The following is a 26,953-nucleotide window of genomic DNA, read 5'->3' on the forward strand; positions in this document are numbered from 1 at the left end:
GGGTTGGGGCTGGGGCGGGGGGGTTTTGGCAGGGGGGGAAAAGGTGCTGGGAAAACCACCCCCGCGCCGTGTTTTTGGCTTCGTATCGGGGTGCGGGGGGTGTGGCTGCGCTGGATGGGTTGGGTGCGTCTGCTGCGGTTGGGTGGGTGGGTGCGGGGGTTGGAGGGTGAGGGGTCCCTTTCGCGAGAAAGGTGCCTCTCGCGGATTGGGGGTCCGTGAGGGGTGCTTTGGGGGAATCGGGGGTTTGTGAAGGCGGGTGCCTGCGGATCTTGCCTTTGTCCCGCAAGTCTTGGAGGACGCCTTGAGGGAATCGAGGTCTGTGAAGGCTGCCGCGCGGATCTTGTTCCTGTCTTGAAAGCCGTGAAGGGCTCCTTGAGGGAATCTGATTCCCTCAAGGAGCCCTTCACGGCGGTGGCGCTCGTGTCGGTGTCGCGGTGGCCTCGTGGGGCTCGCGTTCGCGGGGGGTGTCTGCTGGTCAGTCTCGGCCCAATGCCAGGGCTGCTCTCCCGCCGCGTCCGTGAGGGGAACCCTGACGGACTCAAAGGCTGCGAGCGCCCCTGTAGACCGGGTGCGGGGGCGTGAGGGGAACCCTGAGGGAATCAGAGTCCGTCAGGGTTCCCCTCACGGAACCGCGGTCAGGCCAGGGCGGCGTCCAGCGTGATGGTGGTGCCGGAGAGGGCCTTGGAGACCGGGCAGGTTTGTTCTGCGGTTTTTGCCAGTTCGGCGAATTGTTCCGCGGTGACGCCGTCCAGTTTCGCGCGCAGGGTGATGGCGATTCCGCTGATTTCGAAGCCGCCGCCCGCTGCCGGGCCGAGGGTTACTTCTGCGGAGACGTCGATCGATTCCGCTTCCAGGTTCTGGGATTCCAGCACTCCGGAGAGGTTCATCGCGAGGCAGCTCGAGTGCGCGGCGGCGATGAGTTCCTCAGGGCTGGTCTGGCCGTCCGGGTCGCCTGCCCGGGTCGGGAACGACACCTCGTAGGTGCCCAGGTTCGACGAGTCGAAGGTGACCTCGCCCTTGCCTTTCTGCAGTCCGCCGGTCCAGTGGGTGGTTGCGTCGCGGCTGGGCATCGCTGTCTCCTTGAGGGCGTCGTGGATGCGTACCTCCATGAAGGTAGTGCGCAATTACATTGCGCGCAAGGTAATTCACGAAAACGGGTGGCCGGGTGCGGCAGACTGCGAGGGGTGACCAATGCTCCTGAACGTCCTGACCCGCCGATGGCGGGGGACGAGCGCACTCAGCTCACCGGGTTCCTCGACTTCCTGCGGGCCAGCGTGGTGTGGAAATGCTCCGGGCTCTCCGACGAGCAGGCTCGCCGGCGGCACTTGCCCAGCGAGCTGACCACGATCGCCGGGTTGCTGTGCCACCTCACTCTGGTGGAGAACTACTGGTTCCGCATCGTGCTGGACGGGCAGCCGGACGAGTGGGCGGATCGGCTCGAGATCGATCGGGACGCTGAGTTCCGGGTCGCGTTGGAGCTGCCGATGACGCAGTTGATCGCGGACTACGAGGCCGAGGTCGAGAAGTGCCGGGCTGTCGTGGCGGCTCGGAGTTTCGAAGACACGGTGTTGTTCAAGGGGGACAAACCGCTCACTGTGCGCTGGGTCGTCACGCACATGATCGAGGAGACCGCGCGCCATCTCGGGCACCTTGACCTTCTGCGCGAGCTGACCGACGGTCTCACCGGGGAGTGAGCCTCGATCGCGCGCAGCTGGTCGACGACCTCGAACTGCTGCGCGCGACCGTGGCGGGACGCAGTGCTTACTGGGACAACGTCGAGCTGTGCTGCGGGACCGCAGAGCGGTCGCTGGAGAATCCGGTGGGGTTCGCGGGCGACCGGTCGGTGACGGTGGAATCGGTGGTCGAGTATCTGGCCGGGGAGACCGCGCGGCATTTCGAGTTGTCGCGGGGGCTCATCGGGGAGTGAGTTTCTTCGGGGGCAGTGGGAGGAATCCGCTGGTACGGGCGATGTAATCGGCGTAGCCGGGGCGGGTGTGCCGCATGCCTTTCTCCAGCATCGGCTTGCCGGTGCCGCGGGCTAGGGTGAAGGTCATCGCGATGGGGGACAGGATCGTCGCGGCGCCGGGCCACGTGGAGCAGGCCAGCAAGTAGAGGCCCCACCAGACGCAGGCGTCGCCGAAATAGTTCGGGTGGCGGGTGTAGCGCCAGAGGCCGGTGTCGAGGACCTGGCCCCGGTTCGCCGGGTTCGCGCGGAAGCGGCGGAGTTGCTCGTCGCCGATGGTTTCGAAGGCGAAGCCGAGCAGCCAGACCGCGACGCCCAGCCAGGCGGTGACCCCGAAACCCGTGCCGGACATGGCGAATTGCACGGGCAGCGAGACGAACCACAGGACCGCGGCCTGCATCAGGTAGGTCCGCACGAAGATCCGGACGCCGGGGTCCGGGCCGGCGCGTTCGAGGATCTGCTGGTAGCGCGGGTCTTCCGGCTTGCCGCGGTTGCGCAGGTGCAGGTGGACGGCCAGCCGCACGCCCCAGAGGACGGTGAGCGCGGCGGTGGTCAGGCGCAGCGCGAGCGGGCCGGTGCCGAAGGGGAACGAGACCACGGCCACGAGGGCGAAACCCAGGCCCCAGAAGGTGTCGATGGTGTCGTAGCGGCGGCGCAGGCGGGCGATGCCGAACGTGAGGGTTACTGCGGCCAGGGTGACTCCGGCGGTGAGGCCGAGCAGCGCGATCATGCCCACTCCCTCGTCCACGGCAGTCCGGTGCGGCCGTTCTCATCGGGACGCACGGCCAGGATCTGGTCCACGCCCATCCGGTTCTCCTCGAAGGCGAGTGCGCCGCCGGCCAGGTACAGCCGCCAGACTCGGGCGCCTGCCTCGCCGATCAGCGCGACGGCTTCGTCCCAGTGTTGTTCCAGGGTGTCCGCCCAGGCTCGTACGGTCGGGACGTAGTGCTCGCGCAAGGCGTGCACGTCGCGGATCTCGAAGCCTGCGGTTTCGAGGTGGCCGAGGGTGCGGCTCAGCGGGCGCATGGTCATGTCGGGGGCGATGTAGCGCTCGATGAACGCGCCGCCGCCGGGAGCGACGGCTCCGCGCGACATTTGTTGCAGCAGCAGTCGTCCGGTGGGTTTGAGCATGCGGTACAACGTGGCGGTGTAGGCCGGGTAGTTGTCCTCGCCGACGTGTTCGCCCATCTCGATGGAGGCTACGGCGTCGAAGGAGTCTCCGGCGAGTTCCCGGTAATCCTGCCTCCGTACCTCGACCCGGTCTTCCAGATCGTGCTGCGCCAGGCGGGTTTTGACGTGCTGCACCTGCTCGGCGGAGATCGTGACGCCGACAGCCTCGACGCCGTGGTGCTTCGCCGCGTGTACGAGCAGCGAACCCCAGCCGCAGCCGACGTCGAGGAGCCGCATGCCCGGTCGCAGGCCGAGTTTCCGGCAGATCAGTTCGAGTTTGTCGTGCTGGGCGCGGGCGAGATCGGCGGATTCGGACCAGTAACCCGACGAGTACGCCATCGCATCGTCCATCAGCAGCTGATAGAAGGCGTTCGACAGGTCGTAGTGGTGCGAGATCGCCGAGCGGTCCCGGCCGAGGGTGTGCAGCTTTCCGCGCAGCCGGGCTTCTTCGGCGGGCGGCTTCGGCGGCGGGCCGAGCACGCCGAGCCGGGCGGCCAAGCGGATCGCCTCGCCGAAGTCGCGTGCGGACAGTTGCGGCCGGTAGGCCCAGATCCGCCGGAAGCCTTCGGTGAGATCGCCCTCGACGTCCAGGTCGCCCGACACGTAAGCCCGCGCCAGGCCCAGCTCGCCGGGGGAGTACAGGAGCCAGCGCAGTGCGCGGCGGTTTTTCAGGACGACGGTCGGCCCGGCTGGTCCCGCTTGGTGCCCGTCCCAGGTGCGGACGGCCACCGGCAGCGAACCGCCGAGGAGGCGTTCGGCGAAGCCGGCTAGTCGGTGAGCTGCGGATTTCGGCATACCGGGGCTTCGGAGCCGACGTCCGGCCGGATTGGTACCAATCCGGCCGGACGAGGGCGCCGAATGCCTTCCGTGCACCACACCACGGGACAACGCATCGCTGTCATCGGCAGCGGGGTCGCCGGCCTCACCGCCGCGTACCTGCTGCAGCGCCGCCACGAGGTTCTGCTGTTCGAGGCCGACGAACGGCTCGGCGGACACGCCCACACCCACGACGTGCCGAGCACGCACGGCGGGACGGTCGCCGTCGATTCCGGATTCCTCGTCCACAACGAGCGGACCTATCCGACGTTGCTGAGGCTGTTCGGCGAACTCGGTGTCCGCACCCGCGCGACTGAGATGTCGATGAGCATCCGCTGCGACGGCTGCGGCCTGCAGTACGCCGGGGCGAAAGGCCTGCGCGGGCTGTTCGCGCAACGCAGCAACGCCGCGTCCACGCGCTACCTGCTCATGCTGGCCGAGGTGAAACGGTTCCACCGGCACGCCGAGCGCCTGCTGTCCCGCGCCGAAGCCGGTGACGTCCCGCTCGGCGCGTTCCTGGCGATCGGCGGGTATTCCCGGTACTTCGTGGACCATTTCGTGCTGCCGCTCGTTTCGACGGTGTGGTCCGCCGACCGCACCGACACCATGCAGTATCCGGCGCGGTATCTGTTCGAATTCCTGCGCAACCACGGAATGCTCACCGTGCGGAATTCGCCGACGTGGCGGACGGTTGTCGGCGGTTCGCGGGAGTACGTGGAGCGGGCGGCCAAGCAGCTGACCGCCGTGCATCTGTCGACTCCGGTCCGCGCGGTGCGGCGGACCGCGCGCGGCGTCGAGGTGCGCGACGATGCCGACACCGCGCACCGGGTCGACCGGGTCGTGGTCGCGACCCATGCCGATCAAGCGTTGCGGATGCTGGCGAATCCCACTGCGGCGGAACAGGAACTGCTCGGTTCCTTCCGCTACTCCCGTAACGAAGCCTGGTTGCACACCGATCCCGCTGTGCTGCCGACTGCGCCCGCCGCCCGGTCTTCCTGGAACTACCGGACGCCCGGCTGCGGGGCGGATCTGCGTGCCGTCCAAGTCACTTACGACCTGAATCGCTTGATGGGCCTGGAAGAACCGACGACGTACGCCGTCACCCTCAATCCGGGCGATGGTCTCGATACCGCCGCGGTGGTCGCGAAAATGTCCTACGAACACCCGATCTACACGCCGGAATCCGTTGCCGCGCAAAGACGTCTGACGGAATTGAACGACGGCGTCATCGCGTACGCCGGCGCTTATCAAGGCTGGGGATTCCACGAGGACGGCTGTTCCTCCGGCGTCCGCGCCGCGGCCAGTTTCGGGGTGACCTGGTGACCGCCCTCTACGACGCCACCGTCGCGCACGTCCGCCGAGCCGATCCGCCGTACTCCTTCGCGCACCGGATGTACCTGTGGCTGACTGATCTCGACCACCTGCCGCAGTTGCCGTGGTGGCTCCGGCCGTTCGCGCGCTTCGACGGCCGCGACCACTTCAGCCGGGACGAGCCCGGAGACATCCGGTCCAAACTGGACACTTGGCTCGCGCACCGCGGAGTGGATCTGCGCGGCGGGCCGGTGACGATGCTCGCGTCGGCGCGCGTTCTCGGGTACGTGTTCAACCCGATCACCGTCTACTGGTGCCACACGCCGGACGGCGCGCTCGCCTGCGTGGTCGCCGAGGTGCACAACACCTACGGCGGCCGCCACGCCTACCTGCTCCAGCCGGGCGAAGACGTCCGGGCGGACAAGGAGTTCTACGTGTCGCCGTTCCAGGAGATGTCGGGGGAATACCGGATGCACCTGCCGCGCCCGGACGCGCTGCTGGCGCTGACCGTCGTCCTGCACCGCGACGGCGACGCCGCCCTGACGGCTACGCTGCGAGGAGTCCGCCGTCCGGCCGGGGTCCGCACGCTCGCGCGGTTCCTGGCGGGCAGGCCGCTCCAACCGCAGCGCGTCGCCGCGTTGATCCGCCGCCACGGGCTCGCGCTGTGGCGGCGGAAGGCCCCGCTCGCCGCCCGGACCGGACAGAACACGGCAGGAGCCCTCCATGGATGAGAGCGCACGGGATGAGAGCGCACGCCCGGCCGACCGGCTCTCGGCGGTGCCGTCGACGAGCGCCGAGGACCTGATGGCGCTGGTCGCGAAGGGGGACGAACGCGCCTTCGAGCGGCTTTACGATCAGCTCGCCGGCCCCGTCTACGGGCTCGTCCGCCGCATCGTGCGGGATCCCGCGCAGTCCGAGGAGGTCGCGCAGGAGGTGCTCGTGGAGCTGTGGAAGACCGCCACGCGCTACTCGTCGGCGAAGGGCAGCGTCCTGAACTGGGCGATGACGCTCGCGCACCGCCGCGCGGTCGACCGGGTGCGGTCCGCGCGGGCGAGCACCGAACGCGAACGGAAAGCGACCTTCGAAGCCGCGCGCGGGCGTCCGTTCGACGAGGTCGCCGAATCCGTCGCGACCCGGCTGGAACGCTCGCAGGTGCGGCGCTGCCTGAAGACGCTGACCGAATTGCAGCGGGAATCCGTCCTCCTGGCCTATTACCAGGGCTATACCTATCGCGAGGTCGCCGACGTGCTGGACACCCCGCAGGGGACGGTCAAGACCAGACTGCGCGACGGGTTGATCCGGCTGCGCGACTGCCTGGGGGTGACGGCGTGACCAGTCCGGACATGCACACGTTGGCCGGTGCGTACGCGCTCGACGCGCTGTCGGAGGTCGAGCGGGCCCAGTTCCGCCGCCATCTCGACCAGTGCGACTCGTGCGCGCAAGAAGTGCGGGAACTGCGCGAGACCGCGGCGCGGCTCGGCGCGGCGATGGACGAGCAGCCGCCGTCCGGCCTCAAGGACCGCGTTCTCGCGGACATGCGCACGACCCGCCAGGTGCCGCCGCGGACCGATTCCGGCGAGCCGCGCCTGCGCGGCCCTCGCCGCTGGCCGATGCTGATCGCCGCCGCGGCCGCCGTCATCGGTCTCGCCCTGGCCGGCGTGTTCGGCGGCATCGCACTCCACACCAGCAGTCAGCTCAACAGCGCACAGTCCGAATTGGACACCGCGCGCGAGCGCTACCTGCCGGTGGCCGAACTGCTCACCGCACCCGACGCGCGGACCGAACACGTCGCGTCGCCGCGCGGGGGCGGCGGCACGGTGGTGGTTTCGCGGAAGCTCGACCGCGTGATGTTCATGCAGTCCGGGCTGCCGCCGGTCCGAGCCGGGCAGGTGTACGAGGCCTGGCTGATGGGCCCGGACCTCGCGCCGCGTCCGGCCGGGCTGCTGCCCGGCGGACCCTCGGGTTCGCTGGTGGTGGCGGACGGTTTGGCTGGTGCGCGGCAGTTCGCGATCAGTGTCGAGCAGGCCGGGGGAGCGCCGTCCGGGAAGCCCTCGAACGACGTCGTGCTGGTCACTCCGGTGCCCGCATAGCAGACCGCGCGCCGGGCTCCGCGGCGGGTTCCGGCCTTGCGCGCGGCTTCGCGTTGTGGCAAAACACCTTTGCCGCTCACGGCGTGGCTACTGGATTAGAGCTTGCGCGGCGCCTACCGTCCTGCCTTGACGCCGGTGGTTGACATAACTCTCACTCTCGGGTTGAGGTTGAGGGTTTCCGGCCCCGGCGGGCGGCATGTGCACATCACGATCAGGAAGGCGGACCCGATGACGCCCCCGCACAACTACCTTGCGGTGATCAAGGTCGTCGGCATCGGCGGCGGCGGCGTGAACGCCGTGAACCGGATGATCGAGGTCGGCCTCAAGGGTGTCGAGTTCATCGCGGTGAACACCGACGCCCAGGCACTGCTCATGTCCGACGCCGACGTCAAGCTGGACATCGGCCGGGAACTCACCCGCGGCCTCGGCGCCGGCGCCGCTCCCGAGGTGGGACAGCGCGCCGCCGAGGACCACCGCGAGGAAATAGAAGAGGTCATCAAGGGCGCCGACATGGTGTTCGTGACCGCGGGCGAGGGCGGCGGCACCGGCACCGGCGGCGCGCCGGTCGTCGCGCAGATCGCCCGCAAGCTCGGCGCGCTCACGATCGGCGTGGTGACCCGTCCGTTCACCTTCGAGGGCAAACGCCGCGGCAAGCAGGCCGAGGACGGCATCCAGCAGCTGCGCAACGAGTGCGACACACTGATCGTGATCCCGAACGACCGGCTGCTGCAGCTCGGCGACATCGGCGTGTCCCTGATGGACGCGTTCCGCTCCGCCGACGAGGTGCTGCTCTCCGGTGTCCAGGGCATCACCGACCTGATCACCACGCCCGGCCTGATCAACCTGGACTTCGCCGACGTCAAGAGCGTCATGTCCGGCGCGGGCTCCGCGCTGATGGGCATCGGCTCGGCGCGCGGCGAGGGACGGGCGATCCAGGCCGCGGAGAAGGCGATCAACTCGCCGCTGCTGGAAGCGTCGATGGACGGCGCGCACGGCGCGCTGCTGTCCATCGCGGGCGGATCGGACCTCGGGCTGTTCGAGATCAACGAGGCCGCGTCGCTCGTGCAGGAGTCGGCGCACCCGGACGCGAACATCATCTTCGGGACGATCATCGACGACTCCCTCGGCGACGAGGTCCGCGTCACGGTGATCGCGGCCGGCTTCGACGCCGGCGCTCCCACGCACAAGAAGCTCGACCCGCCGGCGTTCGGCGGCAAACAGGGCAACGGCACCGCGTCCGCCTCGGCGGGCCAGGTCGGCGGCGGTTCGGCCCCGCAGTCCCCGCCGCAGACCGGGGCGACCCCGGTGCCGCCGGCGGGCAGCTCCGGCTACCCGGTGGCTCCGCCGCGGACGCCCTCGTCGGGCCTGCCGCAGCCGGGCACCGGTACCCCGCCGGGCGGCCTTCCGCAACCCGGCGGCGGCACGCGGGGGTATTCGCCGATCGGTTCGGGTTCCGCGACGGGCGGTCTGCCGAGCCGCCCGGCGACGGTCCACGACGACCCGACCGACGACGACGTGGACGTTCCTCCGTTCATGCGGCGGTAAGCACGGACTCACGAGCAACGGCCGTCCCGGCACTTTCGGGGCGGCCGTTTGCCGTGCGCGCTCGTCCCGGTTCGCGCGGGGACGAGCGCGCCCGAGGCTCGGGAGGGCAGCCGCCGCCGTTTTTGGCAGGATGACGGGGTGCGAGTACGACGAGTGGTCACGACCAGGGCGGGCGGGGCTTCCCGGCCGCCGTACGAGAGCTTCAACCTCGGCGACCACGTCGGCGACGACGCGGGCGACGTCTACGCCAACCGCAAGCGGCTGGCGTCCGAACTCGGCCTCGCCGAGGACCGGCTGGCCTGGATGGAACAGGTGCACGGCCGCACCGCGACCGTCGTGGACGGCACCGAGACCTCGGCCGCCGAAGCCACCGACGCGCTGGTGACCGACCGTCCGGGCGTCGCGCTCGTGGTGCTGGTCGCGGACTGTGTCCCGGTGCTCATGGCGGATCCGGAAGCCGGCGTCGTCGCGGCGGTGCACGCCGGCCGGGTCGGCGCCCGCGTCGGCGTGGTGCCCGCCGCGCTGGAGGCGATGCGCGAACTCGGCGCCGAACCGGGTCGCGTCGAGGCGTTGCTGGGCCCGGCGATCTGCGGCGACTGCTACGAGGTCCCGGCCGCGATGGCGGCGGACGTCGAGAAGCATCTGCCCGGCAGTTCCTGCAAAACGCGCAAGGGCACCACTGGTCTGGACCTGCGCGCCGGGCTCTGGCAGCAGCTGGCCGACCTGGGCGTCGGACGCGTCGGCGCGGACCCGCGGTGCACGGCGGAAGACAAGACGCTGTTCAGCTTCCGCCGCGACGGCACCACCGGCCGGATCGCCGGCATCACCTGGCTGGAAGAGGAGAAGGCGTGAGCGAGGACCCGGCGGAGAAGCGGCGGGCGGAGCTGGCGGCGTCGCTGGCCGCGGTCGAGGAACGCATCGCGAACGCCTGCGCGGCGGCCGGTCGGTCCCGCGACGAGGTGCGGCTGCTGGGCGTCACCAAGACGTTCCCGGCGGCCGACGCCGCGCTGCTGACCGACCTCGGGCTGCTGAACCTCGCCGAAAACCGCGACCAGGAAGCCGGTCCGAAGGCGGCCGAGGTCGCCGGACTGCGCCCGGACGCGGCGCCGCGCTGGCACATGGTCGGGCGGCTGCAGCGGAACAAGGCGCGTTCGGTCGTGCGCTGGGCGGCCGAGGTCCAGTCGGTCGACTCGGCGCGGCTCGCCGACGCGCTCGCCCGCGCGGTCGCCGCGGCGCAGGAGGCCGGGGAGCGGACCGGACCGCTCGACGTCTTGGTCCAGGTGAGCCTCGACGGCGACGTCGCGCGCGGCGGGACCCTGCTGGAGGACGTCGACGCCCTCGCCGACCGCATCGCCCACACGGGGGAGCTGCGATTGCGAGGCGTGATGGCGGTGGCCCCGTTAGGGGAGGACCCGGGCATTGCTTTTGCCCGGCTGTCCCACGCGGCGGAAAGAGTCCGCGCCCGGTATCCGGAAGCGGCTGACGTCTCCGCCGGAATGAGCCATGATCTGGACCAGGCGATCCGGCACGGCTCGACGTGTGTGCGTGTCGGAACCGCGTTGCTCGGCGGGCGCGGTTTAGCCTCGCCGTAGGGAGTCCGCCCGGTGGTCACGTTTCGTGTCCGGCCGGGCGGGGCACAACTGTGCGGGAGCGGCAAGGGCTAGGGAGAGGCATGAGCGCGCTGCAGAAGCTGAAGGCCTACTTCGGGATGGTGCCCGCGGACGAAGACGGCTACGACGACGGTTACGACGAGTACGACGACGGCTACGACCAGCCGCCTGCCCGGTCCCGGGCACGCTACCGCGACGTCGACGAGAGCTACGACGAGCCCGCCGCGCGAGTGCGGTCGCGGGCGATGGCGGCCGAGCCGGCGACGCACGGCGCGCTCGCCGTGGACCGCCAGCCGGAGCCGGTCGCCCGGCTGCGGCCGGTCGCCGAACCGGTCGCCGCGCCGGTGCGGGACCCGCTCAGCCGGATCACGACGCTGCACCCGACGAGCTACATCGAGGCGCGGGCGATCGGCGAGCACTACCGCGAGGGCATCCCGGTGATCATCAACCTCACCGAGATGGAGAACGCGGACGCCAAGCGGATCGTGGATTTCGCGGCGGGACTGGCGTTCGCCGTGCGCGGGTCGATGGACAAGGTCACCAACAAGGTGTTCCTTCTCTCACCGCCCGATGTGGACGTGACCGCGGAGGACCGTCGGCGGATCGCCGAGGGCGGATTGTTCCTGCGCGGGTGAACACGGCCGGACCGCTGGGCGCAGCCAGACGTGATTTTGTCGACTATGTCGCCCTGCGGGCGGCTGGTCGCGCCCAACCCGGCCGTCCCCCGCTAGAGTGGTGGCCGTGAATGCTGTGTGGCTTGCGATCTGGTACGTGCTGTTTGCCTTCTGGCTGCTGCTCACGGCCCGGATCGTGGTCGAGCTCGTGCGGAGTTTCGCACGGGAATGGCGTCCCGCCGGAGGGGTTGCGGTGACGCTCGAGACCATCTACACAGTGACCGACCCGCCGGTGCGGTTGTTCCGCAGGATCATTCCGATGGTCCGGATCGGCGGCGTAGGACTGGACTTGTCGATTATGGTGCTGCTGTTGGTTGTGTTCTTCGCGATGCAACTGACACCCAGGTGATCGGGGAAAACCCGGGTGTGTCCTGCAGGCCATGGAGTGCGTGAGGTGATCTGATGTCGTTGACCCCCGCTGACGTGCATAACGTCGCGTTCAGCAAGCCGCCCATCGGCAAGAGGGGCTACAACGAGGACGAGGTGGACGCGTTCCTCGACCTGGTGGAGACCGAGCTTGCCCGGTTGATCGAGGACAACAACGAGCTGCGCCAGCAGGTGGAGCAGCTCGACGCCGAGCTCGAGTCGACCCGCTCGGAGCTCGAGAACGCGAAGGTCGCCGGCCCGCCGCCGGGCCGCGACCCCGAGCCGTCGCGGCGGCTCGCCCCGGTTCCGCCCCCCGCCTCGGCGATGGAGCAGACCCAGGCGCATTCGATGGTCCCCGACAGCGGCGAGCCGAACGTCCAGGCCGCCAAGGTGCTCGGCCTGGCGCAGGAAATGGCCGACCGGCTCACCGCCGAGGCGAAGACCGAGTCCGACGGGATGCTGGCGGAGGCGCGGACCAAGTCCGAGCAGCTGCTGTCCGACGCCCGGGCGAAGTCCGACTCGATGGTGAACGAGGCGCGCACCCGCGCCGAGACCATGCTGAACGACGCGCGCACGCGCGCCGAGACGCTGGAGCGCCAGGCGCGCGACAAGGCGACCACGATGGAACGCGAGTCGCAGCGCAAGTACACCGAGACGATGAACAACCTGAACGCCGAAAAGGGCGCTCTGGGCAAGAAGATCGAAGAGCTCCGCACGATCGAGCGCGAATACCGCACCCGGCTGCGCGGATTCCTCGAGTCCCAGCTGCGCGAGCTCGACGACCGGGGCTCCGCTGCCCCGGCGTCGGCGTCCTCCGGTTCGAGCCAGTCCTCGACCGGCGCCAGCGGTCAGGGCTACTCGTTCGGCCCGCGCGCCGAGGCCGGCTGACCCACTGCCGTACCCCGCCCCGCCGAGTCCGATTCGGACCCGGCGGGGCTTCGGCGTGTCCGGATCCGGGGCCGCCACGGTGGGGAACCGGCGCGGTACGCCGCGTGGGCGGGTCGCAGCGGGAAACCGGGCGGCCCGTGTTGTAATTCAGCGTGCTCTACATCGTCCTCCTTCTGGTGCTGGCGGCTCTCGGGCTGCTCGTCACGGCGCTCATCACGGGCACCTCGCTGTGGGCCTGGGTTTCCATCGGGCTGTCCGTGCTCGCCGGGCTGCTTCTGCTCGTCGACTGGCTGCGGCGGCGCAAGCGCGCGGACACCGGGGACGCACCGGACGAGGACTCTGCGGACTCCGATCCGGACCAGGAGGACGCGGCGGAGGAAAAGGACGAGGCGGTCCCGGCCGAGGAGGACGCCGAGCAGACCGCGCTGCTCCCGGCGGCGGGCGAGCTGGGCGATCCGGCGGACGTGCCGGAACCGAAGGTCGAGAAGCCCGCTTCGGAACGCGAGCCCCAATCCGAGGCGAAGGCAGTGCGCGACACTCCGCCCGGCGTGGAGGAAACCGCGCCGGAGGACCTCGAGGTGGTCCAGGAACTCGAGGACGAGGTCGTGGTCGTCGACGAGTACCCGCGCTATCACCTGGTGGACTGCGGCTGGCTGTCCGGCCGCGACACGATCCCGATCGGCGTCGGCGAGGCGCGGCAGCTGGGCTTCACGCCGTGTGCGCGCTGCGGTCCGGACGCGGTGCTCGCCGCGGCGCACCGCTGATCCAGTCCGTTCCCCTCGTGAAACCGGACCAGCGGCAGGAAAAGCCGCGGGACCAATGTCTTCACATCGTCCGGGAGGTTGCCGGGGTCGGGCACGTGCTCGGCGACGGAACCGGTGTGCGCGTGCTCGTGCCCACTGCGCGGGCGACCGGGTCGATCGTGAACGCGGCGTTTCTGTGGAGCCTCGGGCTTACTGCCGTTGCAGTGCTTCCGTGCCTTGCCCTTCCCGGATCCCGAGCGCCTCTTCCAGCACCCTCGCGCCATTCTCGGTGAGCTGTACCGCTCGATGCGCCTTCGCCCGCGACCGGAGCCATCCCGCGTCCATGAACCGTCGCGTGACCGCCGCGCCCAGCGCTCCGGCCAGGTGATGGCGCTGCTCAGTCCAATCCAGGCAAAACCGCAGCAGCGGACGGCGGCTCTCCGCGGCCGTCGCGACATCCACGCCTAAGGCGTCGAACACTTCGTCGGCGGCAGGGCCCAGCACGTACGGATGTTCTTGCAGCTGCGAGGAAATCCGGTCCCCGGGCCGTCGCCGGGTGCTCGGCTCACCGTCCACAGTGGACAGTGCGCCGCGGTCGAGCAATGCGGCCGTGACGGTCACGCCGAGTCTTCCGGCGACGTGGTCGTAGCACAATCTCGCGGTGCGCAAGGCTTCCGCGCGGGTGCCTTCCCGCAGCGAGCGGACCGGGCGCGCGGGGGAGTGCCGGGCGAGCGCTTCCAGCAGATCCGGGGCCGCACCGGCGATGCGGTAAAACCGGTGCCTGCCGGACTTTTCCGCGGTCACCAAGCCCGCGGCCAGCAGCTTCGACAGGTGCGCGCTCACGCCCTGCGCGGTCAGACCCGCTTCGCCGGCCAGCACGGACGCGGCCAGCGACCGGCCGTCGGCGAGGGCCATCAGCACCCGGACCCGCGCCGGATCGGCGAACAGGGCGGCGGTGCGCGCGATGTCGGCGTCTCCTTCCATGCGTCCAGCATGCCCCCGGCACACTTCCACCGCGACGGAAGCGTCCCCGGTGTCTGCTGGACCCATGCGCACCGCGATCCTGTTCACCATGTGCGCCGGGATGTTCCTGGTGCAACTCGACGTCACCGTCGTCAACGTCGCCCTCCCCACCCTCGGCAGCGAACTCCACGCGGACGTTCCGCAGTTGCAGTGGGTGGTGGTCGGGTATTCCGTCGTGCTCGCCGCCTTGCTGCTGACCGGGGGCGCGCTCGGTGACGTCCTCGGGCACCGCGGCGTGGTGCTGACCGGGCTGGCCGTTTTCGGGGGCGCTTCGGCGGCGTGCGGGCTGGCGCAGTCGGCGGGCTGGCTCGTCGCGGCCCGTGCGGTGCAGGGAGCCGGGGCGGCGTTGCTGCTGCCGGGCACGATGGCCGTCATCGCCGGGACGTTCCCCGGACGGACGGAACGGGCCCGCGCGGTGGGGATCTGGGCCGGGATTTCGGCGCTCGCCCTGCCCGCCGGCCCGTTGCTGGGCGGGATCCTCGTGCAGACGGCCGGGTGGCGGCCGGTGTTCTGGCTGAACGTCCCGATCGTCGCCGCGGCGGCCGTCGCGACTCGCCGGATGGTGCCGCCGGACGTCCGGAAACCGGGCCGCGTCGACGTTCCCGGGGCGGCGGCCGCGGCCCTGGCTCTCGGTTCTGGCGTTTACGCGGTGATCGCGAAAACGCCGTGGGCCGGCTTGCTCGCGGGGGCGGCGGCCGTGGCGTTCATCGTGGTGGAACGGCGTTCTGCCGAACCGATGCTGCCGCTGTCGCTGCTGCGGTCCCGGCAGACGGCGGGCGCGAACCTGGTGTCCGCGGCGATGAACTTCGTCGGGCTCGGTTCGGTGCTGGTGTTCACGCTCTACCTGCAGGACGTCCTCCGCGCGGACCCGATCGCCGCCGCCGTCGCGTTGCTGCCGATGTTCGTTCCGCTGGTCCTCGCCGGCCCGGTCTCCGGACGGCTCACCGCGAGGTTCGGCCCGCGTCCGCAGATCGTGACCGGGCTGCTGCTCGGTGCGGCGGCGATGCTGAACCTGCTGCGGATCGGCCCCGGCACCGGGTACTGGACGCTGCTGCCGACGCTGTTCGCGCTCAGCGTCGGGATGGGACTGCTGACCGCCGCCGTGGTGACCGCGGCGATCTCCGACGCGCCGGGGGAGCGCGCGGGGATCGCGGGCGGGATCAACAACGCGGCACGGCAGGCAGGCGGCGCGCTCGGCGTGGCGGTTTTCGGTGCGGTAGCGGGAGAACCGGCGGAGCGTGCGGCGTTTGTGCACGGCTTGCATCTGCTCGGGTTCGTCTCGGCCGGGCTGTGGCTCGCGGCCGCGGTGCTCGCGGTGGTGACGGTGCGCCGCCGGGCTCGGGGCAGGCAGCTTGAGCCGACGGGCTGATCTTCGCGGCTCTGAACGAACTTCCGCCGAGCCCGCAGGACGGGCTGCGGGCTCGGGAGCTTTACTTCATGTCGAGAATTGCCAGGGAGGCTTGAATTCCGCGGTCTGTTCCGTCGCGTTCGGTGGGAAGCCCTTGGCCGTGGTTTCCGCCGCCGCTCGTGTTTCAGCGGATCGCCCCGGTTTGGCCAGCCGCCGAGCCCGCAGGATGAGCTGCGGCCTCGGCGGCCTTTACTTCGCATCGAGAATCGCGAGGAAGGTTTCGAGTTCTGCGGTCTGCTCCGAGCGGCCCCTACTTCACGTCGAGAATCGCCAAGAGCGCTTTGAGTTCCGCGATCTGCTCCGTCGCCTCCGGGGGCAGCCCCTCGATCGCCGCCTCCGCCGCGGTTCGGGCTTCGGCTGGGCGGCTCAATCCGAACAGCAGCCGGGCTTGCAGTGCCGTGGCGATCGCGGCCTCGGTGGTCGCGCCGAGGGTCTGGAGGAGTTCAGCCGCCACCTCCGCCCGGGGCAGCGCCTGTTCGGGCTGCTCCGCCGAAGCCAGCAGCCGGCCGCCGTTCAACGCGACCATGGCCCGCTCCCAGAGGACCGGCGGCTCGTCGCCCTCGAGGTCCGCGGCGCTTTTCTCCGCTTCGGACAGCGCGGCCAGTGCCTGCTCCGGGCGCTGCGCCCATCGCCACGACACCGCTGCCTGACGGAGATTGCGCACGGCGTCGACCGGGATTTCGCTCGCCCTGAAGTACTCCGCGGCGCGCAGGTAGGACTCGGCGGCGGCACCGTCGCGGTCGAGTTCGTCGAGGACGTCGCCGATGGTCTCGGCTGCCTGTCCGGCCGCGGGCTGGCTCCCCGTAGCGGCGAAGTAGTCGTGCACCTGCTCCAGCAGAGTCAGCGCCGGATCGCGCTGGCCGAGCGCTCGGTGGGCCCCGGCGAGCAGGTAGCGAGCCCTGGCCAGTTCGTCCTCGTCGCCGCCCCGCTCCAGTACCTCGATCGCCGCCTCGGCCGCGTCGGCGGCTGTCGGGGCGTCTCCGGCGCGTGTGGCCGCGGCGGCCAGTCCGAGCTGGGCGAGCGCGGTGCCGGTCAGGTCTCCGGCCTCGGCCAGGTCGGCGACCTCGCCGCGGTAGTGGCCCACCGCTTCTTCCAGCAGGTCCAGGTCGGACGCGAGCATGCCGAGGGTGTGCCGCACCTGGGCGCGCAGGACCGCGGAAGCGGCGGACTCGGCGGGCCGCAGGATGGCGTAGGCCGCCTCGAGTTCGCCGGTCGCGGCGGCCATCCGTCCGGCCATCAGCCGCGCCCACGCCTCCTGGCCGGTCGATCCGGCTTCGGCGAACAGTTCCGTCGCGCGTTCGGCCAGCTCTCGCGCCTCGGGCAGGCGACCGGTGCGCGCGGTGAGTTCGGCGCGCAGCAGGGAGAGCCGCGCGGCCAGCTCGGCGGGCATCGCCGTGGCCGCGGCTTCGGCGCGGCCGAGAACCTCGAACGCGGCGTCGAGGTCGTCGGTCTCGGAGAGCCCCACGGACCACCGCATCAGCGCGCGGACGTGCGGTTCCCGGTCGCCGAGTCCGGCGAGCGCCTCGGCCGCGTCGGAGAGTTCGTCAAGGCCGAGGCGCTCGCCCAGCTGGCAGCGGGCGAGCCCGGCCTTGCTCGCCGCGGTGTGCCGGGCGATCTCGTCGCCCTCGGCCGCGAACAGTTCGGCCGCGCACAGCCAATCGCGCGCGGCGGCCTCGGGGTCCGTGCTCGCCGCGGCGGACCCGGACAGCCGCCGGGCCAAGAGTGACCCGGTCGGCTCCGGGCACAGGTCGTCGAACCTCGCCCAGACGGCTTCGGCGGCCGAGTCTTCGCTGAGCCGGGAGTGCTTTTCGGCCAGGTCGGCCAGCTCTTCGGGAGTGTCCGGAAAGGACGGTGCGGCCGGCACCGGGGCCGGGGCCGCGCGCGGGCTCGTCCAGGACAGCGGGAGGCGGTCCACGATCGGCTCTGCGGCGAGGACGCCGCGGATCAGGTCGCCCTGCTCGCTCGTCCCGTTCCGGGCGTCGAAGCGGGCCGCGAGGCCCAGCGCGCGCTCGGAAAGCTCGTCGTGCAGTGCCTGGACGGAAATCTCGCCGCCGGGCCGCCGCACGGTCGCGTCGGCGTGGCCGGATTCGGCGACCAGGCGCAGGTTCAGCGCCGCGGCCGCGCAGAACTCCATTTCGACGTACGGGGTGCGCGCGTCGCCGAGCCAGCCGAGGTGCCGCTCGAGGATTTCCAGCCCGCGCGCGTGGTTGCCGGTGCGCGCGCAGAACTGGAGATGGTCGGGGACGAGATTCAGGTGCAGCCGGTTGTGCCGGATCGTGCGGTACGCCTGCCGATGCGCCCGCGCCGCCTCCTCCAGCCGTCCGGTGCGGACATACGGAAGCAGCAGCGACGAGAGGATCCCGTGCGGCTGCTCGCTGCAGGTGAACGTGCCGCCGAGCACCGGTTCCGCGACCGCGACGGCCTCTTCGAACCGGCCGTAGCGGCTCAGGTGCGAGACCTTGCCGGACGGTTCGCAGCCGATGCAGTCCGACATCTCGCCGCGCGGCGCGGCGTTCCAGAGCCGGTACTGCTCGGCGGCCGTCTCGTGGTCGCCGACGTGCCGCGCCACGATTTGCCGGTGCTGGTGCACCGGGTTCATCGTGTGCCCGGCCGCGCGGTACCGGCGCTCCATGTCGTCGAGCACGGCGTAGGTGCGGTCCAGCGGCACCTCGGGAAAGTCGGCCAGCGACGAGACGGCGGACTTGAACGACCAGAAAAGGCTGTGGTCCCAGTCCTCGTCGCCCTCGCCCTTGTCGCGCTTGGCGAGGCACCAGGCGAAGGGGACGAACGCCTTCGCGGGCTCGTCGCCCTGGTTGTACGCGCGGATCAGCGAAATCCGGGCGGCGTACCGCAGATCCGGCGTGCCCTCGGCGTCGACGGTCCGGACCAGGCTCTCCGTCCCGGCGATCTGGGCCTTGCCGCAGGGCAGGTCCCGGGAGGCCCACAGCCGGTTCCACAGCTCTTGTTCGGTCGGGGCGGTCATCAGTCCTCCCGGTTCGGGACGGCGTGGTCGAGAAGGCTGAGGAAGGCCCGGTTCAGCAGCGCGGAGTCGGCGGGCCGGATCGGGTGCCTGCCCAGCAGCAGCGCCTGTCCGTAGAGGGATTCGACGGCCAGCGAGGTCAGTTCCTCGTTCTCGAGCCGGGAAATCCGCCGCACCAGCGGGTTGCGGTAGTTGAGCACGAGCTGCGGGCGTTCCCGCTGCGGTTTTTCGAAGGCGGAGAGCACCCCGGCCCACAGCTCGTCCACGGCCTCCTTGGTCGCGCGCAGTTCGCCGGCGAACGCGGCGGCGCGGTCGACGAGATAGAGCACCGGGAGCGACGCGGGCTCGAACTCGCGCAGCACCGCCTCGCAGCCGAGCCGGTCCACGCAGCGTTGCGCGGCGGCGGCGAACGGCCGGACCGCCAGCGCCGCCTCGGGGTCGAGATCGTCGAAGGCGGTGGCGAGTTCGCTCGGGTCGAGCCGTTCGACGCGCACGCCCGGTTCGAGCACGCGGACGCGTTCGACGAGTTCGCTGTCGTAGGTGTAGCCGCCGTTGATCACCGGCAGGTTCTGCGCGGCCGCGACGCCGGCCAGCTGGCCGAATTCCTCGGTGGTCGCGCAGTAGCGGAGCACGCCGTACCGCGCGCGGAACTCGGCCAGCGTCATCCGGCCGACGTTCGTTTCCAGCGGCCACCACTCGTCGACCAGCCGCAGCATGTCGTCGTCGTGCAGCGCGAGCGCTTTGACGCCGAGGTGGTGGATCTTGAGGAACTGGTTCAGCCGCTGCGGATCGGTGTTCGAGAGCCCGACGAGCCAGCCGCGCAGCTGCTCGCCGAGCGCTTCGCGGGTCGCGGAGAGCTGATCGTCGTCGTAGAGCGCCTCGCGGCTCGCGGTGGGCCGCAGCTCGCCGGTGTCCACGACGCAGCGGGCGAAGAAGGCCCAGTCCGGCAGCAGCCCCGGCGCGTTCTCCGCGAGCAGCATCCGCTTGAGGTACACGCGATGCCCGGCGCGCTCGGCCGGGTTCGCCGGGAACGGCAGCACGTAGGCGACGCCGGTCAGCCCGGCCTCGGGCACGTCGAGGTCGACGACGTCGAACGGGGTGAAGCCGAGCACCTCCTGCGCGTAGCCGACGAGGTCCGCGGCGCGGTGCCCGGCCGAGCGCTCGCCGGCCTGCCACGGGACGCCGGCGCCGCTGATCGCCTTGCCGTTCACCGTGATTTCGAACGGCAGCATCGAGCCGTACAGCGTCGCGAGGTCGGCGACCGTCTCCGGCACGAACCATTGTTCGGCGCCGTGGCGCGCGGTGAGGGTGACCGTGGTGCCGATCGTCTCCCGTTCGCCGGGCCCGACGGCGTAGGTGCCGTCCGAGCGGCCGGTCCAGGAGACGGCGGGCGCACCGGTGGCCGAGCGGGTGACGACGCGGGTCTCGTCGGCGACCAGGAACGCCGACAGCAGCCCGATCCCGAACTGGCCGAGGAAATCCCGGCGGCCGTAGCCGAGCTCGTCCCGTTTGGAGCTGCGGCCGATCGTCGCCAGGAGTTCGTGCACCTGCTCCTCGGACAGGCCGATCCCGGTGTCGGTGATCCGCAGCGTCCCGCCGTCGCCGTCGATCGCGATCCCGGCGGGCGCCGAGGCGTCGGCCGCCTTCCGCGCGGTCACCGCGTCCACGGCGTTCTGGAGCAGTTCCCGCACGTACACGCGCGGACTGGAATAGAGGTGCTGGCTCAGCAGGTCGACGACCCCGCGAAGATCCACCTGAAAACTACGGCTCACCCGTTCTCGGCTCCTGTGCTGTGGCGGGGCGGGCGGTCAGCCCGGCGAGTCCGCGACGGACGCCCCGGCCGCCACCGTATCGGCGGGACCTGGTGCCCGGCACCGAATTTCCCGGGATTGCACCCGGCCGCGGCACGGATCGTTACCGGTGCCGGAACCCGGGCCGGCGGCCGCGGCCGGGGCAGGCGGAAAGCGGCTTGCGGCGACGGGTTAACCTGGGATCAGCAAGGCGTCGATCCGGCCATCACCGGGGAGCCTCCGGAAGAACCGGGCGTCCGCGCCCGCAGTAGAACCGGACGGGTGCGGCCCGTGACAGCCGCGCGACGAGTGGCCCGGGAGCAGCGTGCCGGGCAAGCGGGGTGGTACCGCGTGACGCGCGAGCGTCTCGTCCCCGTGTGGGCGGCCGCCGGTCGCCCGTACGAGCGACGAACGCAAGGAGCACCCGGATGTACCCCCAGGCTTCGCCGGGCGGAGAGACCACGGTCCCGTCCCAGCCGTCGTTCCCCGCGCTGGAGGAGAGCGTCCTCGCGTACTGGGAGAGCGACCGGACCTTCCAGGCGACCGTCGACGCCCGCCCCGAGGGCACCCACGGCGACAACGAGTACGTCTTCTACGACGGCCCGCCCTTCGCCAACGGCCTCCCGCACTACGGGCACCTGCTCACCGGGTACGTCAAGGACATCGTCCCGCGCTACCAGACGATGAAGGGCAAGCACGTCGAGCGGCGGTTCGGCTGGGACACCCACGGCCTGCCCGCCGAACTCGAGGCGATGCGGCAGCTCGGGATCACCGAGACGACCGAGATCGAAGAGATGGGCATCGCGAAGTTCAACGAGGCTTCGCGCGAGTCCGTGCTGCGCTACACCGACGAATGGCGCGAGTACGTCACCCGCCAGGCCCGCTGGGTCGACTTCGACAACGACTACAAGACGCTCGACGTCACCTACATGGAGTCGGTGCTCTGGGCGTTCAAACGGTTGTGGGACAAGGGACTCGTCTACGAGGGCTACCGCGTCCTGCCCTACTGCTGGCGCGACGCGACGCCGCTGTCCAATCACGAGCTGGGCATGGACGCCGACGTCTACCGCAACCGCCAGGACCCGGCCGTCACGGTCGGGTTCCGCCTGGAGGGCAACGACAACGAGCTCGACGGCACGTACCTGCTGATCTGGACGACCACGCCGTGGACGCTGCCGTCCAACCTCGCCACCGCGGTGCACCCCGAGGTGCGGTACGTCGTGGTGGAAAGCGACGGCAACCGCTTCCTGCTCGCGGAGGCCCGCGTCGCCGCGTACGCGCGCGAACTCGGCGAGGAGCCGACCGTCGTCGCGCACTACACCGGCGAGCAGCTGCTCGGATCCCGTTACGCGCCGCCGTTCCCGTACTTCGTCGGCACGGAGAACGCGCACCGCGTGCTGTCGGCGGACTACGTCACCACCGACGACGGCACCGGCGTCGTGCACATCGCGCCCGCCTACGGCGCCGAGGACAAGGTGGTCACCGACGCGGCCGGGATCGCCCCGGTGACGCCGGTGGACGACCACGGCAAGTTCGACGAGACCGTTCCGGACTACGCCGGGCAGCTGGTGTTCGACGCGAACCCGAACATCGTGCGGGACCTCAAGAACGGCACCGGCGGCGCGGCCCGCCAGGGCGCGGTGCTGCTGCGCCACGAGACCTACGACCACTCGTACCCGCACTGCTGGCGCTGCCGGAACCCGCTGATCTACCGCGCGGTCTCGTCGTGGTTCGTCGCGGTGACGCAGTTCAAGGACCGGATGGTCGAGCTGAACCAGCAGATCACCTGGTACCCGGAGAACGTCAAGGACGGCCAGTTCGGCAAGTGGCTGGAGAACGCCATCGACTGGTCGATCTCCCGCAACCGCTACTTCGGCACGCCGATCCCGGTGTGGCGCTCGGACGACCCGGCCTATCCGCGCATCGACGTCTACGGCTCGCTGGACGAGCTGGAGGCCGACTTCGGCGTGCGGCTGGACAACCTGCACCGGCCCTACATCGACGAGCTGACCCGGCCGAACCCGGACGACCCGACCGGGAAGTCCGTCATGCGCCGCGTGCCGGACGTGCTCGACGTGTGGTTCGACTCGGGTTCGATGCCCTACGCCCAGGTGCACTACCCGTTCGAGAACGCCGACTGGTTCGAGCACCACTACCCGAGCGACTTCATCGTCGAGTACATCGGGCAGACCCGCGGCTGGTTCTACCTGCTGCACGTGCTCGCGACCGCGCTGTTCGACCGGCCGGCGTTCCGCACCTGCGTGTCGCACGGCATCGTGCTCGGCTCCGACGGCCAGAAGATGTCGAAGTCGCTGCGGAACTACCCGGACGTCAACGAGGTCTTCGACCGCGACGGGTCCGACGCCATGCGGTGGTACCTGATGGCGAGCCCGATCCTGCGCGGCGGCAACCTCGTCGTCACCGACCGGGGGATCCGCGACGCGGTCCGCCAGGCCGTGCTCCCGCTGTGGAACTCGTACTACTTCCTTGCCCTGTATGCGAATGCCGAAGGCAAGCAAGGGCAGTGGCGCACGGATTCGACGCACCTGCTCGACCGGTACGTGCTCGCGAAAACGCACGAACTGGTCACCGATGTCGAGTCCGCGATGGACGGCTACGACATCGCGGGCGCGTGCCAGACCGTGCGGGACTTCCTCGAGGTGCTCACGAACTGGTACGTCCGCCGGTCGCGCGACCGCTTCTGGGCGGGCGAGCAGGACGCGATCGACACGCTGCACACGGTGCTGGAGGTGACCTGCCGGGTCATCGCCCCGCTGCTGCCGCTCACCACCGAAACGGTGTGGCGCGGGCTGACCGGCGGCCGTTCGGTGCACCTGACCGACTGGCCGAACGCGCTCGACCTGCCCGCCGACGCGGCGCTGGTGACCGCGATGGACAAGGTGCGGCAGGTGGCGTCGTCGGCGCTGGCGCTGCGCAAGGCGAACAAGCTGCGGGTGCGGCTGCCGCTGGCGAAGCTCGTCGTGGCGGCCGAGGACGTCGAACCGCTGCGCGGGTTCACCGAGATCCTGCGGGACGAGGTGAACGTGAAGTCGGTGGAGCTGACCGCCGACGTCGCGGCGCACGGCACGTTCGAGGTCGCGGTGAACGCGCGGGCGGCCGGGCCGCGGCTCGGCAAGACCGTGCAGCAGGTGATCAAGGCGGTCAAGGCGGGCGACTGGACGACGAACGCGGCCGGCGCGGTCGTGGCGGCGGGGGTCGAACTGGTCGAGGGCGAGTACGACCGGCGCCTGGTGGCGGCCGGCGGCGGCGCGGCGGCCGAACTGCCCGGCGGGGCCGGTCTGGTCGTGCTGGACACCGAGGTCACCGAGGAGCTGGCGGCCGAGGGCCTGGCGCGCGACCTGGTCCGCGTGGTCCAGCAGGCGCGCCGCGAGGCCGGTCTCGACGTCGGCGACCGGATCTCGCTGACCGTGGACGCCACCGGCGAGGTGACGGCCGCGGTGCGCGAGCACGAGGAGTTCGTGGCGTCCGAAACGCTCGCGACGTCGGTGTCCTACGCCGAGGTGGCCGAGGGCTTCGACGGCACGGTCGGCGAAGGCGTGAAGGTCCGCGTGGCGGTCGCTAAGGCGTGAGAGGTCGCGGTCTTGCTCCGGGTCCGGAGCAAGACCGCGGTTTCCGCAAAATTCTTGGCTGAAACCGCGAAGCCGCCCGCACCATGGGCGCATGAGCGAAGAGTTCGACGCCGTGCTGGCCGCGGTCGGGCCCAGGCTGCGCGAGCTGCGCCGCCGCGGATGCTCCTCGGCGACCAGGATTTCGTGCTGAACGCCGGGGAATCCGCCGAATTCGACACGCATCTGCCGCATTGGTTCGGGAACGCCGACGAGCACGCGGCGGAATTCCTCAGCATCCTCGGTCCGCAGGGCGAACGCTTCCATCTCAAAGCCCGCTACCGGCTCAGCAGGCCTTCCGCCTGACGGACGACCGAGCTGCGACGTCCCGGGAAGCGTCTGCTAGGGATTTCCCATGACTTCAGAAGCCGCCGCCGAACCGGCCGCCGAGGGGCTGGCCGCCGGCTTGCGCCAGCGGCACCTCGCCATGCTCGCGATGGGCGGCGTGATCGGTTCGGGACTGTTCGTCAGCTCCGGCGTCGGTATCAAGCTCGCCGGGCCCGGCATCGTGCTGTCCTTCGTGTTCGCGGGCACGCTGGCGATGCTGGTCATGCGCATGATGGCCGAAATGGCCGCCGCGATCCCGGCCAGCGGGTCGTTCTCCGTGCACGCCGAGCGCGCGTTCGGGTCGTGGGCCGGTTTCGCCATCGGCTGGCTGTACTGGGCCGCGCTCGTCGTCGTGCTCGCCGTCGAGGCCACCGCCGCCGCCATCATCGTCAACGGCTGGCTTCCCGGCATTCCGCAGTGGGCGCTGGTCCTGATCTTCATGGCGGTGCTGACCGCGGTCAACTTCACCGCGGTGTCCCGGTTCGGCGAGCTCGAGTTCTGGCTGGCGCTGATCAAGGTCGTGGCGGTCGTGGCCTTCCTGGTCCTCGGGGTGCTCGCGTTTCTCGGCGTTCTGCCGGGCACTTCCTTCGTCGGCACGGACAACCTCCTCGGCCACGGCGGCCTGCTGCCCCACGGATGGCAGGGCGTCGGCACCGGACTGCTCGCGGTCGTCTTCACCTTCGGCGGCCTGGAAGTGGTGACCATCGCGGCCGCGGAGTCCGACGACCCCGCGCACGCCGTCGGCAGGGCGGTCCGCAACGCGGTCGTGCGGATTTCGGTGTTCTACATCGGTTCCATGCTGGTCATCGTGTCGCTCCTGCCGTGGACGAGCGTGCAGCCGGGACAGAGCCCGTTCGCCGCGGTGCTCGAACGGATCGGGATTCCGGCGACCGGGCAGATCATGAACGTGGTCGTGCTGTTCGCCTTGCTGTCCACGCTGAACACCAACATGTACGGCGCGGCGCGGATGGTGTATTCGCTGGCGCAGCGCGGCCACGCGCCCCGCGCACTGACCAAAGTGGACCGAAACGGCGTGCCGGTCTTCGCCGTCGCGGCTTCGGTGTTGTTCGGCTTTGTCGCCGTGGCGCTCAACGCGCTCTGGCCGGACACCGTCTTCCAGTACCTGCTGAACGCGGTCGGGTCCGTGCTGCTGATCGTGTGGATCCTCGTGGCCTGCACCCAGTTGCGAGTGCGCCGGGAACTGGAACGCACCGCACCGGACAGCCTCACTGTGCGGATGTGGGGCTTCCCGTACCTGACCTGGGCCACCCTCGCCGCGATGGTGGCGATCCTGGTGGTGATGACCGGCGACCCCGACGCCCGGATCCAGCTGATCAGCTCGGGCATCCTGGTCGCGGTGCTGGTCGTGGCCGGGCTCTGGTGGCAACGCGCCCGGGGGAAGGTCGACCAGGGTGTATAACGCCCTATGTCCGGGTGCGTAGCGCGCCTGGGAATTCAGTTCGCCAAGGCTTTCTCCAGGGTGCCCCTCCGCGCCACGCAGACGCCCCGTTCCTCTGGCCGGAACGAACTCTGAGTCATGAAGCAGGTGCCCGCGACCTCGGTAGGCTCGGCACCCAGGCAGGCCCCAGGTCGAGGGAGGGCGATGTCAGGGTCGCAGCTGGCGGTGACGATTGCCCTTGGGCTGCTCACCGTCGCGGGGGCTTTCGTCGGTGCGCGAATGGGCGTGCGCGCGAACGACCGGGCCACGAAGCAGCGTGAAGAAGCAGCGCGCCGCGAGGAGTGGTGGCGGCGCTTCGCCTGGGCGGCGGAACTCGCGCTGGACGACTCGGCCCGGAAGCGGGTGGCCGGTCTCAAACTGCTGGCCAAACTGGGGAGATCCGACCTGGCCACGCACGACGACAATCAGTTGCTCGACGTGTTCCACCACCACGCGCTCGATAGACTGATCCACGAGGTGGAAGGAGGCGAGTACTCATGAGCCGACTCCACCACGTTACCGAAGAGGAGATAGCTGCGGCCGAACTGCGCCTCGTCACGGACAAGAATCTCGGCCGGACCTCTCCCGCTGTCGTGGTGGCTGTCGCGGGAATGGCCGCGGGAGACATTCTCGAGCTTCCAGGCGGTGCGCGCGGAACAGGGACGTGCCGTTCCGAAACCGTGGAGGACATACCTGGCGCCCGCAGTCCTGAGCCGGATAGCGCGCCAGTGCGGATCGACAAAGACGCTCGTCAGAAGAGCGCGGTGGTACAGCAGCTTCTCGACCTCTTCTTCGTAGAGGGCCGGGCTATCGAGCGGGCGCAACGTGACGAAGTCGAACGCCAAGGACGAAATTCGGGCGATATCGAGAAATTCACCCCGTCCTCGCCGGACGGGCAGGCTGTCCTCTGCATGAGAATACGGGAGAGGGTCCACCTGATTTTGTCCGATTTACGGCAATCGGGGAGCGAGGCTGTCGTGATCCCCGAGTTCGAGCGCGTAATCGGATACCTGGCGGAGACTTTTGGCGAGGAGCATTTGTACACGAGGGCGGCTCGGCTGGAGTTCGAACAGTTGCGTCAGGATTCGGCTCCGTCTGGCGCGGATTCTCCCGGGCTCAGCCGTAAAGATGCTGGCTGACCTCGGCCCTGCTGCGAGGGCGTGGCGCTGAACTCGCCCGAGCTGA

Annotated in this window: 24 protein-coding genes and 1 pseudogene; 19 read left to right on the forward strand and 6 right to left on the reverse strand. The window is 70.4% G+C overall.

The features are described from left to right. Window positions 1–635: 635 nt before the first annotated feature. On the reverse strand, window positions 636–1,070 hold the full coding sequence (locus tag ACZ7SW_RS36300) for an OsmC family peroxiredoxin (protein WP_470234885.1): 435 nt from the start codon (window positions 1,068–1,070) through the stop codon (window positions 636–638). Window positions 1,071–1,184: 114 nt separating this feature from the next. Here ACZ7SW_RS36300 and ACZ7SW_RS36305 point away from each other — a divergent pair, with 114 nt between their 5' ends. Beyond that, window positions 1,185–1,694 carry a DinB family protein gene (locus ACZ7SW_RS36305; protein ID WP_470234886.1) on the forward strand — a complete coding sequence of 170 codons (510 nt, stop codon included), beginning with the start codon at window positions 1,185–1,187 and terminating at the stop codon, window positions 1,692–1,694. Next, window positions 1,691–1,927 carry a hypothetical protein gene (locus ACZ7SW_RS36310; RefSeq protein ID WP_470234887.1) on the forward strand — a complete coding sequence of 79 codons (237 nt, stop codon included), beginning with the start codon at window positions 1,691–1,693 and terminating at the stop codon, window positions 1,925–1,927. Before ACZ7SW_RS36305 ends, ACZ7SW_RS36310 begins: the two co-directional genes overlap by 4 nt. Here ACZ7SW_RS36310 and ACZ7SW_RS36315 read toward each other — a convergent pair. Together ACZ7SW_RS36315 and ACZ7SW_RS36320 are read right to left on the reverse strand one after the other, a co-directional pair. After that, a complete protein-coding gene (locus tag ACZ7SW_RS36315; protein WP_470234888.1) occupies window positions 1,914–2,693 on the reverse strand; it encodes a DUF1295 domain-containing protein in 780 nt (259 codons plus the stop codon). The two genes, ACZ7SW_RS36310 and ACZ7SW_RS36315, sit on opposite strands and share 14 nt — an antisense overlap. Continuing rightward, complete coding sequence (locus ACZ7SW_RS36320; protein WP_470234889.1) at window positions 2,690–3,928, reverse strand: class I SAM-dependent methyltransferase; 1,239 nt, start codon at window positions 3,926–3,928, stop codon at window positions 2,690–2,692. The genes ACZ7SW_RS36315 and ACZ7SW_RS36320 overlap by 4 nt, the downstream gene beginning before the upstream one ends. A 63-nt stretch (window positions 3,929–3,991) precedes the next feature. Here ACZ7SW_RS36320 and ACZ7SW_RS36325 point away from each other — a divergent pair, with 63 nt between their 5' ends. The 11 genes from ACZ7SW_RS36325 (at window position 3,992) to ACZ7SW_RS36375 (ending at window position 13,197) form a co-directional block, all read left to right on the forward strand. Next, window positions 3,992–5,272, forward strand: a complete 1,281-nt coding sequence (locus ACZ7SW_RS36325; protein ID WP_470234890.1) for an NAD(P)/FAD-dependent oxidoreductase — start codon at window positions 3,992–3,994, stop codon at window positions 5,270–5,272. Beyond that, a complete protein-coding gene (locus tag ACZ7SW_RS36330) occupies window positions 5,266–5,991 on the forward strand; it encodes a DUF1365 domain-containing protein (RefSeq protein ID WP_470234967.1) in 726 nt (241 codons plus the stop codon). Before ACZ7SW_RS36325 ends, ACZ7SW_RS36330 begins: the two co-directional genes overlap by 7 nt. Continuing rightward, the gene (sigK, locus tag ACZ7SW_RS36335; RefSeq protein ID WP_470234891.1) at window positions 5,984–6,592 is read left to right on the forward strand and encodes an ECF RNA polymerase sigma factor SigK; all 609 of its coding nucleotides are present in this window, start codon (window positions 5,984–5,986) and stop codon (window positions 6,590–6,592) included. The genes ACZ7SW_RS36330 and sigK overlap by 8 nt, the downstream gene beginning before the upstream one ends. Further along, window positions 6,589–7,350 (forward strand): anti-sigma factor, encoded by a 762-nt coding sequence (locus ACZ7SW_RS36340; protein ID WP_470234892.1) that lies wholly within the window; start codon window positions 6,589–6,591, stop codon window positions 7,348–7,350. Before sigK ends, ACZ7SW_RS36340 begins: the two co-directional genes overlap by 4 nt. Before the next feature lie 228 nt (window positions 7,351–7,578). Continuing rightward, window positions 7,579–8,895: a cell division protein FtsZ gene (gene ftsZ, locus ACZ7SW_RS36345; protein ID WP_470234893.1), complete on the forward strand. Its 1,317-nt coding sequence runs from the start codon at window positions 7,579–7,581 to the stop codon at window positions 8,893–8,895. Between the two features lie 138 nt (window positions 8,896–9,033). Then, window positions 9,034–9,747 carry a peptidoglycan editing factor PgeF gene (gene pgeF, locus ACZ7SW_RS36350; protein ID WP_470234894.1) on the forward strand — a complete coding sequence of 238 codons (714 nt, stop codon included), beginning with the start codon at window positions 9,034–9,036 and terminating at the stop codon, window positions 9,745–9,747. Continuing rightward, complete coding sequence (locus tag ACZ7SW_RS36355; protein WP_470234895.1) at window positions 9,744–10,487, forward strand: YggS family pyridoxal phosphate-dependent enzyme; 744 nt, start codon at window positions 9,744–9,746, stop codon at window positions 10,485–10,487. Before pgeF ends, ACZ7SW_RS36355 begins: the two co-directional genes overlap by 4 nt. An 80-nt stretch (window positions 10,488–10,567) precedes the next feature. Next, window positions 10,568–11,140, forward strand: a complete 573-nt coding sequence (locus tag ACZ7SW_RS36360) for a cell division protein SepF (protein WP_470234896.1) — start codon at window positions 10,568–10,570, stop codon at window positions 11,138–11,140. A 115-nt stretch (window positions 11,141–11,255) separates the two neighbouring features. Then, entirely contained in the window at window positions 11,256–11,528 is a 273-nt protein-coding gene (locus tag ACZ7SW_RS36365) for a YggT family protein (RefSeq protein ID WP_470234968.1), read from the forward strand. Between the two features lie 53 nt (window positions 11,529–11,581). Then, window positions 11,582–12,433 carry a DivIVA-like cell division protein Wag31 gene (gene wag31, locus ACZ7SW_RS36370; protein ID WP_470234897.1) on the forward strand — a complete coding sequence of 284 codons (852 nt, stop codon included), beginning with the start codon at window positions 11,582–11,584 and terminating at the stop codon, window positions 12,431–12,433. A 152-nt stretch (window positions 12,434–12,585) separates the two neighbouring features. Beyond that, window positions 12,586–13,197 carry a hypothetical protein gene (locus tag ACZ7SW_RS36375; protein WP_470234898.1) on the forward strand — a complete coding sequence of 204 codons (612 nt, stop codon included), beginning with the start codon at window positions 12,586–12,588 and terminating at the stop codon, window positions 13,195–13,197. 189 nt (window positions 13,198–13,386) lie between these two features. Here ACZ7SW_RS36375 and ACZ7SW_RS36380 read toward each other — a convergent pair whose 3' ends face one another. Further along, on the reverse strand, window positions 13,387–14,160 hold the full coding sequence (locus ACZ7SW_RS36380; RefSeq protein ID WP_470234899.1) for an ArsR/SmtB family transcription factor: 774 nt from the start codon (window positions 14,158–14,160) through the stop codon (window positions 13,387–13,389). Between the two features lie 64 nt (window positions 14,161–14,224). On the opposite strand from ACZ7SW_RS36380, the gene ACZ7SW_RS36385 reads away from it, so the two are divergent. Further along, window positions 14,225–15,568 (forward strand): MFS transporter, encoded by a 1,344-nt coding sequence (locus ACZ7SW_RS36385; RefSeq protein WP_470234900.1) that lies wholly within the window; start codon window positions 14,225–14,227, stop codon window positions 15,566–15,568. 289 nt (window positions 15,569–15,857) lie between these two features. Here ACZ7SW_RS36385 and ACZ7SW_RS36390 read toward each other — a convergent pair whose 3' ends face one another. Together ACZ7SW_RS36390 and ACZ7SW_RS36395 are read right to left on the reverse strand one after the other, a co-directional pair. Beyond that, a complete protein-coding gene (locus tag ACZ7SW_RS36390; protein ID WP_470234901.1) occupies window positions 15,858–18,590 on the reverse strand; it encodes a hypothetical protein in 2,733 nt (910 codons plus the stop codon). After that, window positions 18,590–20,359 (reverse strand): HSP90 family protein, encoded by a 1,770-nt coding sequence (locus ACZ7SW_RS36395; RefSeq protein WP_470234902.1) that lies wholly within the window; start codon window positions 20,357–20,359, stop codon window positions 18,590–18,592. The genes ACZ7SW_RS36390 and ACZ7SW_RS36395 overlap by 1 nt, the downstream gene beginning before the upstream one ends. Window positions 20,360–20,805: 446 nt before the next feature. On the opposite strand from ACZ7SW_RS36395, the gene ileS reads away from it, so the two are divergent. The 5 genes and pseudogenes from ileS (at window position 20,806) to ACZ7SW_RS36420 (ending at window position 26,907) form a co-directional block, all read left to right on the forward strand. Next, complete coding sequence (ileS, locus tag ACZ7SW_RS36400; RefSeq protein WP_470234903.1) at window positions 20,806–23,967, forward strand: isoleucine--tRNA ligase; 3,162 nt, start codon at window positions 20,806–20,808, stop codon at window positions 23,965–23,967. 156 nt (window positions 23,968–24,123) lie between these two features. Then, window positions 24,124–24,309 (forward strand): annotated as a pseudogene (locus tag ACZ7SW_RS36405) (cupin domain-containing protein); the annotation flags it as partial. Between the two features lie 49 nt (window positions 24,310–24,358). Continuing rightward, window positions 24,359–25,750, forward strand: a complete 1,392-nt coding sequence (locus tag ACZ7SW_RS36410; protein ID WP_470234904.1) for an amino acid permease — start codon at window positions 24,359–24,361, stop codon at window positions 25,748–25,750. A 183-nt stretch (window positions 25,751–25,933) separates the two neighbouring features. Next, the gene (locus tag ACZ7SW_RS36415; protein ID WP_470234905.1) at window positions 25,934–26,269 is read left to right on the forward strand and encodes a hypothetical protein; all 336 of its coding nucleotides are present in this window, start codon (window positions 25,934–25,936) and stop codon (window positions 26,267–26,269) included. Beyond that, entirely contained in the window at window positions 26,266–26,907 is a 642-nt protein-coding gene (locus ACZ7SW_RS36420) for a hypothetical protein (RefSeq protein ID WP_470234906.1), read from the forward strand. Before ACZ7SW_RS36415 ends, ACZ7SW_RS36420 begins: the two co-directional genes overlap by 4 nt. Window positions 26,908–26,953 lie beyond the last annotated feature (46 nt).

This window comes from Amycolatopsis sp. NPDC114484, assembly GCF_055633755.1.